Here is a 16,839-nt window from a genome sequence, read left to right as displayed (position 1 = left end):
ATCATGGCGGGCGTGTGTGCCAAAATGGTGCGTACCCGTGGAGGGAAGTGATGAACCTTGAGAGCAAATGGCTGGAAGACTTCAGCGCCCTGGCGGCCACCCGCAGCTTTTCCCAGGCGGCGGAACGGCGCTTTGTCACCCAGCCGGCATTCAGCCGACGCATCCGTAGCCTCGAGGCTGCGCTGGGCCTGACCCTGGTCAACCGCTCGCGCACGCCGGTGGAATTGACGGCGGCGGGGCAGTTGTTCCTGGTGACCGCGCGCACCGTGGTCGAACAGCTCGGTGAAGTGCTGCGCCATTTGCATCACCTGGAAGGCGGGCAGGGCGAAGTCATGCAAGTGGCGGCGGCGCACTCCCTGGCGCTGGGCTTCTTCCCGCGCTGGATCGCCCAACTGCGCAACGAAGGCCTGAACATCGCCACGCGGTTGGTGGCCACCAACGTCGGCGACGCCGTGCACGCCCTGCGCGAAGGCGGTTGCGACCTGATGCTGGCGTTCTACGATCCGGATGCGGCGATGCAGATGGACGCGGAAATCTTCCCCTCCCTGCACCTGGGCAACACCGAAATGCTCCCGGTGTGCGCCGCCGATGCCGATGGCAAGCCGTTGTTCGACCTGGAGGGTGAGGGCAGTGTGCCGCTGCTGGCCTATAGCGCCGGGGCGTTCCTTGGTCGTTCGGTGAATCTGTTATTACGCCAACGCGCCTTGCGCTTTACCACCGTTTACGAAACCGCCATGGCCGACAGTCTCAAGAGCATGGCGTTGGAAGGCTTGGGCATTGCCTGGGTGCCGCAGCTGAGCGTGCGCGCAGAACTGGCGCGTGGTGAGTTGGTGGTCTGTGGCGGGCCGCAGTGGCATGTACCGCTGGAGATCCGCCTGTATCGCTGCGCGTTGGTGCGCAAGGCAAACGTGCGCTTGTTGTGGCGCAAGTTGGAGGGGGGGGCTGCCGGTGCAACACAATGAGTTGCCGGTGGAAGTCAGACGCGCTTGTTGCCTGCTGAAATTGATTGAGAGGGTGGCTCAATCGAATTTGGCAAGGTAGGTGCGAATGTTCTGTTTGTTGGCGTCAGAGTAAGTCAAGTCATTGCCGCGTAGAGGGGATTCGTTATTGTATTTCATGAAAGTGTCATTCCACCAACCGTTATAGGTTATCTCTCCGTCAGCACGGGTTGCACCCAACAAAAGGCCAAGCGTGTGGGCGGCACCTCGAGCGTTGTTGTAAGAGGTTATTCCATATTCGTGGCCGGGGTCGGTTCTGCCTGGCTCGCTGAAGCTCAAATGCTCGGGTGTTACGAATAAGGTTTTTTCGATCTTCGGCTTGCCCGAATGGTGAGCCTGGTCTGGGTTCTTGTTTCTGCCGTAGTGCTCGTGAAGTCCGTACTCGACATCATTGTCGGACTGGTAGTTGAAATTGCGCATTTTGGCGTCGCGAATCACATTGACGATAACTTCGCGTCCTGAAATATTTTCAATATGTTTTTTGGCCAAGGCCAAATGAGTTTTTTCAAATTCCTGTTCGGCGGGATAACCCAGGTCTTTGTGGAAAACAACATTCACATAAATCGGTTTTTTGGCAGGGCGTGTCCTTTGGTCATTTATTGCCGCGGTTGCTTCTGAGGTGATGCGGTCAATGTTGGCAAAGAAATCAGTGTTCATAGATATATGCCCTCGTGCTCTACGTGAGAATTAATCAGAGAGCGACAAGAATATAGTTGGTGATTTTTCATGAGGTGACAACTTGTCTGAGTGGTTAGTGGGAAACTTTCCAAAAATTTGTAAGTTGCTTGGTTTTCAGTGTGAAGTGTTCGAGACGCTTAGAGCAGTATTGGCTGACTTCTGAGTCAGTAAATGGCAATAAGCGATACGCTAGACAGATGGTCATCCAAGGGGCTGTTTATCTGCATTATTACGGTATACTGCGCGGCCTTCGGCCGGTCCAACCGGCCTTAATTCGTATAACAAGCCACGCCGGATTTCCCGCGTGGCTTGTTGTTTTTTGACGCGCCTGCGGGCGCCCAGAGAGAAGAGGCACGACGATGAGTGCATTGGTTGGCGTGATCATGGGCTCCAAGTCCGATTGGTCCACCCTTAGCCACACCGCCGATATGCTGGAAAAACTCGGCATTCCGTATGAAGTGAAAGTGGTCTCTGCCCACCGCACCCCGGATTTGCTGTTCCAGTATGCCGATGAAGCAGAATCCCGTGGCATCGAGGTGATCATCGCCGGTGCCGGCGGTGCAGCGCACTTGCCAGGCATGTGCGCAGCCAAGACCCACCTGCCGGTACTCGGCGTGCCGGTGCAGTCGGCGATGCTCTCGGGCGTGGATTCGCTGTTGTCCATCGTGCAGATGCCAGCCGGCATCCCGGTGGCCACCCTGGCGATTGGCAAGGCCGGCGCGATCAACGCTGCGCTGCTGTCCGCCAGTATCCTGGGCGCCAAGCACCCGCAGTTCCACGCGGTGCTGAAGAAATTCCGTGCTGAGCAGACAGACAGCGTGCTGGACAATCCAGACCCACGTATCGCCTGAGGTTGTTGATTGATGAAAATCGGTGTAATCGGTGGCGGCCAACTGGGCCGCATGCTGGCCTTGGCGGGAACCCCGCTGGGGATGAACTTCGCTTTCCTGGACCCGGCGCCGGACGCATGCGCGGCTGCGTTGGGTGAACACCTGCGCGCTGACTACAGCGACCCGGATCACCTGCGCCAACTGGCGGACGAAGTTGACCTGGTGACCTTCGAGTTCGAAAGCGTGCCGGCTGAAACCGTGGCCTTCCTCTCGCAGTTCGTGCCGGTGTACCCGAGCGCCGAAGCCTTGCGCATCGCCCGTGACCGCTGGTTCGAGAAAAGCATGTTCAAGGACCTGGGCATTCCCACCCCGGCCTTCGCCGACATCCAGTCCCAGGCGGACCTGGACGCCGCCGTCGCCAGCATCGGCCTGCCGGCCGTGCTGAAAACCCGCACCCTGGGTTATGACGGCAAGGGCCAGAAAGTCCTGCGCACTGCGGCCGATGTAGTCGGCACCTTCGCCGAGCTGGGCAGCGTCGCCTGCTTGCTGGAAGGCTTCGTGCCGTTCACCGGCGAAGTCTCGCTGATCGCCGTGCGTGCCCGTGATGGCGAAACCCGCTTCTACCCGTTGGTGCACAACACCCACGACAGCGGCATCCTCAAGCTGTCCGTGGCCAGCACCGACCACCCGTTGCAGGCCCTGGCGGAAGATTATTCCAGCCGTGTGCTCACGCAGCTGGATTACGTCGGCGTGATGGCGTTCGAGTTCTTTGAAGTGGACGGTGGCCTCAAGGCCAACGAAATCGCCCCGCGCGTGCACAACTCCGGGCACTGGACCACCGAAGGCGCCGAGTGCAGCCAGTTCGAAAACCACCTGCGGGCGGTCGCGGGCTTGCCATTGGGTTCCACCGCCAAGGTCGGCGAGAGCGCGATGCTCAACTTCATCGGTGTGGTGCCGGCGGTGGAAAAAGTCATCGCCATCGACGACTGCCACTTGCATCACTACGGCAAGGCCTTCAAGGCCGGGCGCAAGGTCGGCCACGCCAACCTGCGTTGCAAGGACCGTGCGACGCTGCAAGCGCAGATCCTCAAGGTTGAAGCGCTGATCGCCGGGCAATAAGACAAGTCCGACGGGAACCATTGGCGATCGTCGTCTCTCTGATTGCAGGATGCCAAAGCCTGACTAGGCTTTGGCATAGCTCACCTACATTCAGAGGGAAATGCCATGGGTATCATTGGAACCATCTTTATCGGCCTGATCGTCGGCCTGCTGGCGCGTTTCCTCAAGCCTGGCGACGACAGCATGGGCTGGATCATGACCATCCTGCTGGGTATCGCCGGCTCCCTGGCGGCGACCTACGGTGGCCAGGCCCTGGGTATCTACCAGGCCGGTCAAGGCGCGGGCTTCATCGGCGCGCTGATCGGCGCGATCATCCTGCTGGTGATCTACGGCCTGATCAAAAAGAAATGATCTAAGCGACAAAGCCCTCTGCGCTGCGCAGGCGCAGAGGGCTAGAATGCCGGCACTGTTTTCCTTGCCGAGCTGCTCCCCATGCGCCGTCTTCTGTTGACTCTCCTCCTGCTCGGCTCTGGCCTTGCGCACGCCGGCGAACTGCCGGAAACCGACTGGCTCGACCTGATGCCACTGTCGGACCAGAAAGCCCTCGAAACCATGCCCGAGATCGACCACAACTCCCCCGAAGCCCAAGGCACGTTCACCGATAAAGGTGGCCTGAAGCAGAGCAAAGGCTTGCCGGCGGTGATGTATTCGACCAAGACCGTGGCGGCGATGAACGGCAAGAACATCCGCATCGGCGGCTATCCAGTGCCGCTGGAAACCGACGCCAAGGGCCGCAGCACGCTGTTTTTCCTGGTGCCCTACCCAGGCGCGTGCATCCACGTGCCGCCACCGCCGCCTAACCAGCTGGTGCTGGTGCGTTATCCCAAGGGGTTGAAGCTGGATGATATCTACACGCCGTTGTGGGTGACGGGGACGCTCAAGGTCGAAAAGGTCAACAACGACTTGGCCGACGCCGCTTATGCGCTGGATGCGGGGAAAGTGCGCGTAGTAAAAGAGTCCGATCTCTAAAGCCCGGCACAAATCAATGTGGGAGCTGGCTTGCCTGCGATGCAGGCACCTCGGTGTATCAGTAGTACCGAGTTGATGCTATCGCAGGCAAGCCAGCTCCCACAGTTTTGATCGGGTTTACAGGGCAGTAGCGGTGATGCTCACGCCTAAGGTGTGGCTTTGACCGGGTGCCAATTCAACAACATCATCCAGCACATTCGCCGTCTCGATGCACAACATCCCCGTCCAGCCGTCATCGGCCATGTCATCGAAGGCCTTGGCGCGTTCAGTCCACGGGTTCCAGATCACGGTGGACGTCGAGCCCTCGCTGGTGAGCTGGATGCGACGCTGCCAGTCTTGATCGACGATGCTCAACTGCGCCGGCGTATCGAGGTAGATGCGATCCGTCTCGGCGCTGAAGTGCAGCAGCCCGGACTGGTTTTTCTCGGTCCAGCCGCCAGCGGTGTCGATATACGCCGTCCCGTCCAGCCCGTCGACCTGCACGTTGCGCACATCGCTCACGGCGAAGTAGGTGTGCAGCGCCTGGCTGAGGGTCACGGTGTCGGTGCCACGGTTGTGGCTGGTCAGGCGGATGTGCAGTTGCTCGTCCAGCAGCAGGCTCAGGGTCAGGTCAACCTGATGGGGCCAACCGGGGAAGCCGCCTGCGGGCACCGGCAATACCAGGTCAACGCGCAAGGCGTCGCCTTCAAGCTCGGTCGCAGCCAATTCCCACAACGCCGTACGCACAAACCCGTGGGCGCCGGCCGGCTGCTCGCTCTGGCGCATCGCCTTGACGCTGTGCGGGTTGCGCTCAAATACGCCAAACCACGGCCAGCACACCGGTACGCCGGTACGAATGCCCTTGCCCTTCTTGAACACCGCTTCGGGGTTCGGCCAGATCAGCGGCTGCTCGCCGTCACGTCCGTAACTGAAGATGTGCGCGCCCTGTTGGGCCACCATCAACTCAGCGCCGTTGTGGCGGATGCGCCAGCAGTCCAGCTCGTCGATCTTCACGGTTTCAACGTGGGGCACAGGCATATCAAGCACTCTTAATGGCAGGCAATGGGGCAATTGACCGTCAAAACCCGGCGAGGTTTAACGGGCGCGCGATGGCACCGAGCGCGTTCGGCCGCTGCCGTCGATGGCGACGAACACGAACACCGCCTCGGTGACCTTGCGCCATTCGCTGGACAGCGGGTCGTCGCTCCACACTTCGACCATCATCTGGATCGAGCTGCGGCCGATCTCCAGGGCCTGGGTATAAAAGGACAGCTGCGCGCCCACGGCGACCGGCACCAGGAACGCCATGCGATCGATGGCCACGGTGGCCACACGTCCGCCCGCGACCTTGCTGGCCATGGCGGTGCCGGCGAGGTCCATCTGCGCGACCAGCCAGCCGCCGAAGATATCGCCAAAGCCGTTGGTTTCACGCGGCAGCGCGGTGATTTGCAGGGCGAGGTCGCCTTGCGGGATAGGGTCTTCTTGTTCGAGTTCGATCATGCCGGGTATGCCTCTCAAGACTGCGGGTCTGGCGCGTCAAGGGCCGAGTATATCGGGACCCTTGCGCCGCGACGACCGTCTGTGGCTGATTTGGTCGGCAATTAGCCGCTGTATTGCGGCTTTTTCGCGCAACTGTGCTTCTGGTGTGCTTTTCCAGGCGATTTGCTATCTTGCCCAACCCGCCCTGGCTCAGCCAGCGCAGCGGATCTGCCGTTCTGACTAATAAGAGAAGCCTTGCCATGTCCTCCGTGCCCGCAAGCAGCGCGCAACCTTCGCGCCCGCTGACCCGCAACGACTACAAAACCCTGTCGCTGTCTGCCTTGGGCGGGGCGCTGGAATTTTATGATTTCATCATTTTCGTGTTTTTCGCCACCGTGGTCGGAAAACTTTTCTTCCCGGTGGACATGCCCGAATGGCTGCGCATGATGCAGACCTTCGGCATCTTCGCCGCCGGCTACCTGGCGCGCCCGCTGGGCGGCATCATCATGGCTCACTTCGGTGACCTGCTGGGCCGCAAGAAGATGTTCACCCTGAGCATTTTCATGATGGCCGTACCGACCCTGATCATGGGCCTGCTGCCGACCTACGCGCAGATCGGCCTGTGGGCGCCGATCCTGTTGCTGCTGATGCGCGTCATCCAGGGCGCGGCGATTGGTGGCGAAGTGCCGGGCGCGTGGGTGTTCGTCTCCGAACACGTACCGCCGCGCCACATCGGCTACGCCTGCGGCACCCTGACCAGCGGCCTTACCGCCGGTATCCTCCTGGGTTCGCTGGTGGCTACGGCGATCAACACCCTCTACACCCCGGTAGAAGTGTCGGATTTCGCCTGGCGCATCCCGTTCCTGCTGGGCGGCGTGTTTGGCTTGTTGTCGGTGTACCTGCGTCGCTGGTTGCATGAAACGCCGATCTTCGCCGAGATGCAGCAGCGCAAGACCCTGGCCGCCGAGCTGCCGCTGCGCGCCGTATTGCGTGACCACCGTGGCGCCATCGTGCTGTCGATGCTGCTGACCTGGCTGCTGTCGGCCGGCATCGTCGTGGTCATCCTGATGACCCCGACCGTATTGCAGACCGTTTATCACTTTGCGCCGACTATCGCCCTGCAAGCCAACAGCCTGGCCATCGTTACCCTGAGCCTGGGTTGCATCCTCTCCGGCGCCCTGGCTGACCGTTTCGGTGCCGGCCGCGTGCTGGTCGGCGGTTGCCTGTTGTTGCTGTGCAGCTCGTGGACGCTGTACCACAGCCTGGTCCAGCACCCGGACTGGCTGTTCCCGCTGTACGCCCTGACGGGCCTGTTCGTCGGCACCATCGGCGTGGTGCCCTACGTGATGGTGAAAGCCTTCCCACCGGTGGTGCGCTTCAGCGGCTTGTCGTTCTCCTACAACGTGGCCTACGCGATTTTCGGCGGCCTGACGCCGCTGGCGGTGTCGTTGCTGATGAAGGAAAGCCCGATGGGCCCTGCTTACTATGTCGCCGCGCTGTGCGTGATGGGGATGTTGGTGGGTGGGTATCTGTGGAAGCGTTCCCGCTAAGGCCTTGAAAGCGATCGTTCCTGCGCAATGTAGGAGCGATCGCATTACAGAGTATTTCTGAAACACCGCCGCTCCTGCCCCGAACCCCCGTGTTTACGAGCCTTTCCCCGCCTTGCCGCGTTTACAGCCAATACTGGCCTTTCATCTAATTGTCATATTCCAGACATAGAGTGTTCACACGGCCTACCGATACTTGGCCCCGATCCAACTATCCCTATCTGCTAGGAGTAAGGCATGAAACTGAAGCGTTTGATGGCGGCCATGACTTTTGTCGCTGCTGGCGTTGCGACTGCTAACGCGTTCGCCGCTGTTGACTCAGCTATCCCGAGCTACACCAAAACCACCGGTGTATCGGGCAACTTGTCCAGCGTTGGTTCTGACACCCTGGCCAACCTGATGACCCTGTGGGCCGAGTCCTACAAAAAAGAATACCCGAACGTAAACATCCAGATTCAGGCCGCTGGCTCCGCCACCGCGCCACCTGCGTTGACTGAAGGCACCTCCAACCTGGGCCCGATGAGCCGCAAAATGAAGGACACCGAACTGGCGGCCTTCGAACAGAAGTACGGCTACAAGCCAACCGCTATCCCGGTTGCCGTGGACGCCCTGGCTGTGTTCGTACACAAAGACAACCCGATCCAGCACCTGACCATGGAACAGGTCGATGCGATCTTCTCCTCGACGCGTCTGTGCGGCGGCAAAGCCGACGTTAAAACCTGGGGCGACCTGGGTGTGACCGGCGACCTGGCCAACAAGCCAGTGCAACTGTTCGGCCGTAACTCGGTATCCGGCACCTACGGCTACTTCAAAGAAGAAGCCCTGTGCAAAGGCGACTACAAGCCAAACGTGAACGAACAACCAGGCTCGGCTTCGGTCGTGCAGTCGATCAGCTCCTCGCTGAACGGTATCGGTTACTCGGGCATCGGCTACAAGACTGCCAGCGTGAAGACTGTTGCCCTGGCCAAGAAAGGCAGCACTGACTTCATCGAAGACAGCGAAGAAAACGCCCTGAACGGCAAATACCCGCTGTCGCGTTTCCTCTACGTTTACGTCAACAAAGCCCCGAACAAGCCTCTGGCCCCGCTGGAAGCCGAGTTCGTGAAACTGGTTCTGTCCAAACAGGGCCAGGAAGTTGTGGTGAAAGACGGCTACATCCCACTGCCAGCCAAAGTTGCCGCCAAGGCCCTGGCTGACCTGGGTTTGAAAGAAGGCGGCAAGTAAGCCTGCAATACCTGGTGTAGATGCATGCTTTTCTGTGGGAGCGGGCTTGCCCGCGATGCTGGCGACGCGGTGTAGAGTTGAAACCGTATTGATGCCATCGCGGGCAAGCCCGCTCCCACACTAGCCGTCTACGCCTCCTAATTTTTAGTCCGCTGCCAGCTCTGCTACGCGGCGGATTTCTTGCGTCACTGCATTGTCATCTTTCTGTCATACAGGATCGCTAGGGTGTGCGCATGAATGATCTGGCCAATTCCACCATGACGACGACTTCTCCTCCCAAGCGCATTGATTTCAATACGCCTGAGCTGCAACGCAAGCGCCGCATTCGCGCGCTCAAAGATCGCCTGACCCGTTGGTATGTATTGATCGGCGGCCTCGCCGTCCTCGGTGCAATCACGCTGATCTTCTTCTTCCTCGCCTACGTGGTTGCGCCGCTGTTCCAAGGCGCCTCGCTGACCAAGGAAGACGCACTGACCCCGGCCTGGATCCAGGACGCCGGCAAGCCGTTGATGATCTCGCTCGAAGAGCAGAACCAGGTCGCCATGCGGGTTTCCGACAAGGGCCAGGCACTGTTCTTCAACGTGGACACTGGCGCCGAGCTCAAGCGTGTCGACCTGCCGTTGCCGGCCGGTAGCCAGGTCGTCTCCATCGGTGAAGACCAGCCCGGCAGCCCGCTGGTGATCCTGGGTCTGTCCAATGGCCAGTCCATGGTGTTCCGCCACACCTATAAGGTGTCCTACCCGGACGGCAAGAAAACCATTTCGCCCGCGATCGAATACCCCTACGGCGAAACGCCGATCGTCCTCGATGACGCCGGTCGCCCGCTGGAGCACGTCGCGCTCAACGCTACGGATTCCACCCTGGTGGTTGCCGGCTCCGCGGGTTCGCACTTGAACGTGCTGTCCCTGAGCCGCGAAGAAAACATGATGACGGGCGAAGTCACCAGCGAGCAGAAGCGTATCGAGCTGCCGCAAATGACCGAGCCGGTGAAGGCGATCTTCATCGACCCGCGCCAGCAATGGTTGTACGTGATCAACGGCCGTGCCCTGGCCGATGTATTCAACCTACGGGACAAGAGCCTCAACGGTCGATACAAATTGTTGGAAAGTGGCGATGCCGAAATCACCGCCAGCACCCAGTTGGTGGGCGGGTATCTCGCTGATCGTCGGTAACTCCAAAGGCGGCCTGGCCCAGTGGTTCATGGCCCGCGACCCGGATGGCGAGCAGCACCTCAAGCAGATCCGCACCTTCCAGATGGGCACCGCGCCTATCGTTGAAATCACCGCCGAAGAACGTCGCAAAGGCTTCACTGCCCTCGACGCCTCCGGCAAGTTCGGCGTGTTCCACAGCACCGCCCACCGCACCCTGCTGGTGGATCCGGTGGTCGATGGCCAAGGCGTATTCGGCCTGTCGCCACGGGCCAACCGCGTTGATTGTGGAAGCCGGCGGCAAGCTGCAACCGCTGCTGCTCGACAACCCGCACCCGGAAGTCTCGTGGAGCGCGTTGTGGAGCAAGGTCTGGTACGAAAACTACGACGAGCCTAAATACGTCTGGCAATCGACCGCCGCCAACACCGACTTCGAACCCAAGATGAGCCTGGCGCCACTGACCTTCGGTACGCTGAAGGCGGCGTTCTACGCCATGCTGCTGGCCGCACCGCTGGCTGTTGCCGCTGCCATCTACACCGCGTACTTCATGGCCCCGAGCCTGCGCCGCAAGGTCAAGCCGGTGATCGAACTGATGGAAGCGATGCCGACGGTGATCCTCGGCTTCTTCGCCGGCCTGTTCCTCGCGCCGTATGTCGAGGGGCATCTACCGGGGATTTTCAGCCTGTTGATGCTGTTGCCGATTGGCATCCTGGTGGCCGGCTTTATCTTCAGCCGCTTGCCTGAGTCGATCCGCCTGCGCGTTCCCGATGGCTGGGAAAGCGCGATCCTGATCCCGGTGATCCTGTTTGTGGGCTGGCTCTCGCTGTACATGAGCCCCTACCTGGAAACCTGGTTCTTCGGCGGCGACATGCGCATGTGGATCTCCCACGACCTGGGCATCACCTACGACCAGCGCAACGCCCTGGTAGTCGGCCTGGCCATGGGTTTCGCGGTGATCCCGAACATCTACTCCATCGCCGAAGACGCCGTGTTCAGCGTACCGCGCGGCCTGACCCTGGGCTCGCTGGCCCTGGGTGCCACGCCGTGGCAGACCATGACCCGCGTGGTGATCCTGACCGCTAGCCCGGGGATTTTCTCGGCGCTGATGATCGGCATGGGCCGCGCCGTCGGCGAGACCATGATCGTGCTGATGGCCACCGGCAACACCCCGGTGATGGAGATGAACCTGTTCGAAGGCCTGCGCACCCTGGCGGCCAACGTTGCGGTGGAGATGCCGGAGTCGGAAGTGGGCGGTAGTCACTACCGTGTGCTGTTCCTCTCGGCGCTGGTGCTGCTGCTGTTCACCTTCATCATGAACACCCTCGCCGAGCTGATCCGTCAGCGTCTGCGCAAGAAATACTCGTCGCTTTAAGAAAGGTAGAAGTCTGTGAAACAGAACTCCCTGAATGGATGGTTCAAGAGCGGCGCCCCAGGCGTCTGGATCAGCGGTGGCGCGGTGTCCATCGCGGTCATCATGACCATTGGTTTGCTGGCCGTGATTGCCGTACGTGGCCTGGGCCACTTCTGGCCGGCCGACCTGATCCAGGCCAACTACAGCGTGCCGGGCCAGGCCAACCATATCGTCATCGGCGAAGTGGTGCAGAAGGAAGAAGTGCCCCGCGAGCGCCTGAAAAGCGCTGGCCTGCCCGTGCCGGACCAAGGCCCGGAATTCATGACCCGCGAGCTGATCAAGGTCGGCAACCGGGACTTGAACGGCAACGACTTCACCTGGATCGTCGGCGAGTGGTTGAAGGACCAGACCAAGCCGGTCGAGCTGATGGCCATCGAGCGTCGTGAGTGGGGTAACTTCTACGGTACCCTGGTCAACGTCAAGCAAGATGGCAAGGTCATCGCCGAAGGCGAGGCCGCGTGGCCGGAGCTGCAAGCCCGCGTCGACCGTGTGAACAAGCTGGCCGCCCAGCTCAAGAGCCTGGAAAAAACCGATATCGGCGCGATCAACGCCGGTCTCGAACGCATCCGCCTGCACGGTCGCAAGCTGGAACTGGAAGGCAAGCTCGACGCTGCCGCCCAGGCCGACATGGACGCCGACCGCGCCGAGCTGAATGCCCGTTACCAGGACATCGAAGCGCGCCTGTCCGACCTGCACACCCAGTTCAACCGTGACGCGCTGACCGCCCGTGACGGCAACGGCAAGGAAGTGGAGATCGGCATCGGCAAAGTGGTGCACGCCTACCAGCCGAACGCCATGGGCACCTTTACCAAGATCGGCTTCTACTTCAGCAAGGTCTGGGAATTCTTGAGCGATGACCCACGGGAAGCCAACACCGAAGGCGGGATCTTCCCGGCCATCTTCGGCACCGTGATGATGACCCTGATCATGGCGATGATCGTGACCCCGTTCGGCGTGCTGGCGGCGGTGTACCTGCGGGAATACGCCAAGCAGAACACCCTGACGCGCATCATCCGTATCGCCGTGAACAACCTGGCGGGTGTCCCGGCCATCGTCTACGGCGTGTTCGGCCTGGGCTTCTTCGTGTATGTACTGGGGGGTTCGGTGGACCGCCTGTTCTTCGCCGAAGCCCTGCCGGCGCCGACCTTCGGTACGCCGGGCCTGCTGTGGGCCTCGCTGACCCTGGCGCTGCTGGCGGTGCCGGTGGTGATCGTGGCCACCGAAGAAGGCCTGGCGCGCATCCCGCGCACCGTACGTGAAGGCTCCCTGGCACTGGGCGCGACCAAGGCGGAAACGCTGTGGAAGATCGTGCTGCCCATGGCCAGCCCGGCGATGATGACCGGCATGATCCTCGCCGTGGCCCGCGCCGCCGGTGAAGTGGCGCCGCTGATGCTGGTAGGTGTGGTGAAACTGGCGCCGTCGCTGCCGCTGGATGGCAACTACCCGTACTTGCACCTGGACCAGAAGATCATGCACCTGGGCTTCCATATCTATGACGTCGGCTTCCAGAGCCCCAACGTCGAAGCGGCACGGCCACTGGTGTACGCCACCGCCTTGCTGCTGGTGCTGGTGATCGCCACGCTCAACTTGTCGGCAGTGTGGATTCGTAACCACCTGCGTGAAAAATACAAAGCGTTGGACAGCTAACGCGGTCTCCTGTGGGAGCTGGCTTGTGTGGGAGCTGGGCTTGCCCGCGATGCAGGCACCTCGGTGAGTCAGTCAGTCAGCGGTGATGCTATCGCAGGCAAGCCAGCTCCCACACAAGCCAGCTCCCACAGGGGCCAGCGTCAGACACAGAATTTGAGTAGGCCGCCACAGGCGGTTCAACGAAACGAATTGGTAGCACAGGGAGCATCCCATGCAACATGAAACCCACACCCACGGCATCAACATGTCGGCCCTGGGTCGCGACAAGCAGAGCCTGAGCCTGGCCCAGGAAACCGTGGCCATCGAAGTGCCGGGCCTGAGCCTGTACTACGGTGAAAAGCAGGCGCTGTTCGACGTCAGCATGAACATTCCCAAGCAGCGCGTGACCGCCTTCATCGGCCCGTCGGGCTGCGGCAAGTCCACGCTGCTGCGCACCTTCAACCGCATGAACGACCTGGTGGACGGCTGCCGCGTAGACGGTGCAATCAACCTCTACGGCACCAACATCTACCGCAAGGGCGAAGACGTGGCCGAGCTGCGTCGTCGTGTGGGCATGGTGTTCCAGAAGCCCAACCCGTTCCCCAAGACCATCTACGAAAACGTGGTCTACGGCCTGCGCATCCAGGGTATCAACAAGAAACGCATCCTCGACGAAGCGGTTGAGTGGGCCTTGAAAGGCGCGGCGTTGTGGGACGAAGTGAAAGACCGTCTGCACGACTCGGCCCTCGGCCTGTCCGGCGGCCAGCAACAACGTCTGGTGATCGCGCGCACCATCGCCGTGGAACCGGAAGTGCTGCTGCTCGACGAACCGTGCTCGGCACTCGACCCGATCTCGACGCTGAAAGTCGAAGAGCTGATCTACGAACTCAAATCCAAGTTCACCATCGTCATCGTGACCCACAACATGCAACAGGCGGCGCGGGTTTCCGACTACACCGCGTTCATGTACATGGGCAAGCTGGTGGAATTCGGTGATACCGATACTCTGTTCACCAATCCGGCGAAGAAGCAGACCGAAGACTACATCACCGGTCGCTACGGCTAGTCAGCCGTGGTTCTCATTGCACTGATGCTGCGGTTCTCCGCACCTTACCGGACGCTCCAAGGACGCCAACATGATTAGCAAAGAAGGCCTTACCCACCACATCTCCGCGCAGTTCAACGCCGAGCTTGAGGAAGTGCGCAGCCACCTCCTGGCGATGGGCGGTCTGGTGGAGAAGCAAGTCAACGACGCCGTGACCGCGCTGATCGAGGCCGATTCGGGCCTGGCCCAGCAAGTGCGTGAGATCGATGACCAGATCAACCAGATGGAACGCAATATCGACGAAGAATGCCTGCGCATTCTGGCCCGTCGCCAACCGGCGGCGTCCGACCTGCGTTTGATCATCAGCATCTCCAAGTCGGTGATCGACCTCGAGCGCATCGGCGACGAAGCCACCAAGATCGCCCGCCGCGCCATCCAGCTGTGCGAAGAAGGCGAAGCCCCGCGCGGTTACGTGGAAGTGCGCCACATCGGCGACCAGGTGCGCAACATGGTGCGCGACGCGCTGGACGCCTTTGCCCGTTTCGACGCCGAACTGGCGTTGTCGGTGGCCCAGTACGACAAGATCATCGACCGCGAATACAAGACCGCGCTGCGTGAGCTGGCCACCTACATGATGGAAGACCCGCGCTCTATCTCGCGGGTCTTGAGCATCATCTGGGTGCTGCGTTCGCTGGAACGCATCGGCGACCACGCGCGCAATATCTCGGAGCTGGTGATCTACCTGGTGCGTGGCACCGACGTACGGCACATGGGCCTCAAGCGCATGAAGGCTGAAGTTGAAGGTTCGGTCGATCAAATCCCTAATGTTCCGGGCGAAGCTGACGATAAGTAAGATTGCCCGAGAAATAAACGCCCGGCCTTTGGCCGGGCGTTTTCGTTTGTGGCCTCCGAATTTTTTGCGCAGCGGAAGCAATAAAGTCCGACTGTGACTAGCGAGTTTTGGCAAAATGCCACCAGTCAGGCGTCTTGCGTGCCGAAGTTTTTATAGGATGAAGGGTCGATGAGTAAAGTCAGTGTATTGGTGGTGGATGACGCCTCGTTTATCCGCGATCTGGTGAAGAAGTGCCTGCGCAACTACTTCCCCGGGATCAAGCTTGAAGACGCGGTGAACGGCAAAAAGGCCCAGGCCATCCTGATGCGCGAGACGTTCGACCTGGTGCTGTGCGACTGGGAAATGCCCGAGATGTCCGGCCTGGAACTGCTGACCTGGTGCCGTGAGCAACCGCACCTCAAGGCCATGCCGTTCGTGATGGTGACCAGCCGTGGCGACAAGGAAAACGTGGTGCAGGCGATCCAGGCCGGTGTTTCCGGTTACGTCAGCAAGCCGTTCACCAACGAGCAATTGCTGAACAAGGTCAAGCAGGCCCTGCACAAGATCGGCCGTCTCGACGCCCTGGTCGCCAGTGCGCCGACCAAGATGAACTCGGCCTTTGGCAACGACTCCCTGAGCGCCCTGACCGGCGGCAAGGCCGAGACCGTACGTGCCGCCCCGGTTTCCGCCGCCGCCCCTGCGCCCAGCAAAGGCCTGCTCAACAGCCCGCCGATACAAGCACCTGCAGCAGCACCAGCAGGCGGCCGCGGCCAAGGCCAACTGCGCCTGTCCAGCGGCACCCAGCAATGCGTGATCAAGGGCTTGAGCATCAAGGAAGCGCTGCTGGTGGTGCGTCGCGGTGAAGTCCTGCCGCAGGTCCTGGAAAGCGCCGTACTCGACCTGGAACAAGGCGACAACGCCGAAGTCGCACGCCTCAACGGCTACCTGCACGCCGTTGTCGCCCACGAGCCCAAGCCCGACAGCGACTGGCTGCAACTGACCTTCCGGTTTATCGACCAGGACGCGCAGAAGCTCGACTACATCTCCCGCCTGATCGCCCGTGGTACTGCACAGAAGCATTTTGTGCCGGGTGCGTGACCCCCAGAACGACACCTAACCCTTGTGGGAGCGGGCTTGCCCGCGATAGCGGTGCATCTGACACATGATCTGTGTCTGACACACTGTCATCGCGGGCAAGCCCGCTCCCACATTGGAACTTCATTGATGCACATAGTGTTGTCATGATCTCCCGCTAACCTGCCGTTCAGTCATCCCGGCAGGTTCACGCTATGCTCACGCGTCTATTGCTGTGCTGCGCACTGGCCTGGGTCGCTCCTTCGGCACAGGCCATGACCGTCTACAAATCCATCGATGCCAACGGCAACGTGTTCTACAGCGACCGGCAAACCCCCGGCGCGCAGGCGTTCGTGATCCAGGAGCGCAAGCGCGTGCGCCCGCTGCTCGACAGGCCCACGCCGACTTATCCACAACAAGCCTACCGCTACCCGCTGCCCTGGCGCGGCGGTCCGTTCCGCCTGAGCCAGGGGCCCAACGGCAGTTTCAGCCACACCGACAGCAAAAGCCGCTACGCCATGGACATCGCCATGCCCGAAGGCACGCCGATCATTGCGGCGCGCAGCGGGATGGTGGTGAAAACCGAGAACGCGCAGGCCGGGCGCGGCAGTGATGCGTCGGGCAATTTTGTGCGGGTGCGCCATGACGACGGCACCGAGGGCGTGTACCTGCACCTCAAGCAAGGGTCGGTCAGCGTGCAGGTAGGGCAGCGTGTGGCGGTGGGCAGCCCGCTGGCGCTGTCGGGCAATACCGGCAACAGCAGCGGGCCACACTTGCATTTCGTCGTGCAGCGCGCCACCGAGGCGGGGCTGGTGTCGATCCCGTATGAGTTCAACCAGCCGGTGGGCGCCTTGCCCAACTTTGCGTTGGGCAATTGAG

General features: G+C 61.0%; 15 protein-coding genes and 1 pseudogene. 13 read left to right on the top strand and 3 right to left on the bottom strand.

The features are described from left to right. The first annotated feature begins 50 nt into the window (after positions 1–50). On the top strand, positions 51–962 hold the full coding sequence (locus tag PSH87_RS28150) for a LysR substrate-binding domain-containing protein (RefSeq protein ID WP_305431887.1): 912 nt from the start codon (positions 51–53) through the stop codon (positions 960–962). A gap of 57 nt (positions 963–1,019) precedes the next feature. Here PSH87_RS28150 and PSH87_RS28145 read toward each other — a convergent pair whose 3' ends face one another. After that, on the bottom strand, positions 1,020–1,655 hold the full coding sequence (locus tag PSH87_RS28145; protein WP_305431886.1) for a hypothetical protein: 636 nt from the start codon (positions 1,653–1,655) through the stop codon (positions 1,020–1,022). A gap of 380 nt (positions 1,656–2,035) precedes the next feature. Between PSH87_RS28145 and purE the strand changes: the two genes are divergently transcribed. From purE to PSH87_RS28125, 4 genes are all read left to right on the top strand, one after another. Then, positions 2,036–2,527 (top strand): 5-(carboxyamino)imidazole ribonucleotide mutase, encoded by a 492-nt coding sequence (purE, locus tag PSH87_RS28140; protein WP_003176980.1) that lies wholly within the window; start codon positions 2,036–2,038, stop codon positions 2,525–2,527. A 12-nt stretch (positions 2,528–2,539) separates the two neighbouring features. After that, the gene (locus tag PSH87_RS28135; protein WP_305431884.1) at positions 2,540–3,625 is read left to right on the top strand and encodes a 5-(carboxyamino)imidazole ribonucleotide synthase; all 1,086 of its coding nucleotides are present in this window, start codon (positions 2,540–2,542) and stop codon (positions 3,623–3,625) included. A 105-nt stretch (positions 3,626–3,730) separates the two neighbouring features. Further along, positions 3,731–3,976 carry a GlsB/YeaQ/YmgE family stress response membrane protein gene (locus PSH87_RS28130; protein ID WP_017739000.1) on the top strand — a complete coding sequence of 82 codons (246 nt, stop codon included), beginning with the start codon at positions 3,731–3,733 and terminating at the stop codon, positions 3,974–3,976. An 81-nt stretch (positions 3,977–4,057) separates the two neighbouring features. Then, positions 4,058–4,594 (top strand): DUF3299 domain-containing protein, encoded by a 537-nt coding sequence (locus tag PSH87_RS28125; RefSeq protein ID WP_017738999.1) that lies wholly within the window; start codon positions 4,058–4,060, stop codon positions 4,592–4,594. 117 nt (positions 4,595–4,711) lie between these two features. Here PSH87_RS28125 and PSH87_RS28120 read toward each other — a convergent pair whose 3' ends face one another. Together PSH87_RS28120 and PSH87_RS28115 are read right to left on the bottom strand one after the other, a co-directional pair. Beyond that, entirely contained in the window at positions 4,712–5,611 is a 900-nt protein-coding gene (locus PSH87_RS28120; RefSeq protein WP_305431882.1) for a D-hexose-6-phosphate mutarotase, read from the bottom strand. A gap of 57 nt (positions 5,612–5,668) precedes the next feature. Then, positions 5,669–6,073 (bottom strand): acyl-CoA thioesterase, encoded by a 405-nt coding sequence (locus tag PSH87_RS28115; protein WP_003176975.1) that lies wholly within the window; start codon positions 6,071–6,073, stop codon positions 5,669–5,671. Positions 6,074–6,312: 239 nt separating this feature from the next. On the opposite strand from PSH87_RS28115, the gene PSH87_RS28110 reads away from it, so the two are divergent. From PSH87_RS28110 to PSH87_RS28070, 8 genes and pseudogenes are all read left to right on the top strand, one after another. Next, positions 6,313–7,602 carry an MFS transporter gene (locus PSH87_RS28110; protein ID WP_305431881.1) on the top strand — a complete coding sequence of 430 codons (1,290 nt, stop codon included), beginning with the start codon at positions 6,313–6,315 and terminating at the stop codon, positions 7,600–7,602. Between the two features lie 234 nt (positions 7,603–7,836). After that, positions 7,837–8,823: a phosphate ABC transporter substrate-binding protein PstS gene (locus PSH87_RS28105; protein WP_305431880.1), complete on the top strand. Its 987-nt coding sequence runs from the start codon at positions 7,837–7,839 to the stop codon at positions 8,821–8,823. Positions 8,824–9,308: 485 nt separating this feature from the next. Continuing rightward, positions 9,309–11,344 (top strand): annotated as a pseudogene (locus PSH87_RS28960) (ABC transporter permease subunit). Positions 11,345–11,359: 15 nt separating this feature from the next. Continuing rightward, positions 11,360–13,030: a phosphate ABC transporter permease PstA gene (gene pstA, locus PSH87_RS28090; RefSeq protein WP_017738994.1), complete on the top strand. Its 1,671-nt coding sequence runs from the start codon at positions 11,360–11,362 to the stop codon at positions 13,028–13,030. A 211-nt stretch (positions 13,031–13,241) separates the two neighbouring features. Further along, a complete protein-coding gene (pstB, locus tag PSH87_RS28085; RefSeq protein ID WP_017738993.1) occupies positions 13,242–14,075 on the top strand; it encodes a phosphate ABC transporter ATP-binding protein PstB in 834 nt (277 codons plus the stop codon). A gap of 70 nt (positions 14,076–14,145) precedes the next feature. Beyond that, a complete protein-coding gene (gene phoU, locus PSH87_RS28080) occupies positions 14,146–14,907 on the top strand; it encodes a phosphate signaling complex protein PhoU (protein ID WP_017738992.1) in 762 nt (253 codons plus the stop codon). Positions 14,908–15,075: 168 nt separating this feature from the next. Beyond that, positions 15,076–15,984, top strand: coding sequence for a response regulator (locus PSH87_RS28075; protein ID WP_305431878.1), 909 nt, complete (start codon positions 15,076–15,078; stop codon positions 15,982–15,984). 191 nt (positions 15,985–16,175) lie between these two features. Then, entirely contained in the window at positions 16,176–16,838 is a 663-nt protein-coding gene (locus tag PSH87_RS28070) for a M23 family metallopeptidase (RefSeq protein WP_305431877.1), read from the top strand. The last annotated feature ends 1 nt before the right edge of the window (position 16,839 follow it).

It is taken from the genome of Pseudomonas sp. FP453 (genome assembly GCF_030687495.1).
Lineage (GTDB): Bacteria > Pseudomonadota > Gammaproteobacteria > Pseudomonadales > Pseudomonadaceae > Aquipseudomonas.
Note: the sequence above shows the minus strand (reverse complement) of the source record. Positions and strands in the feature narration are given on the sequence as shown.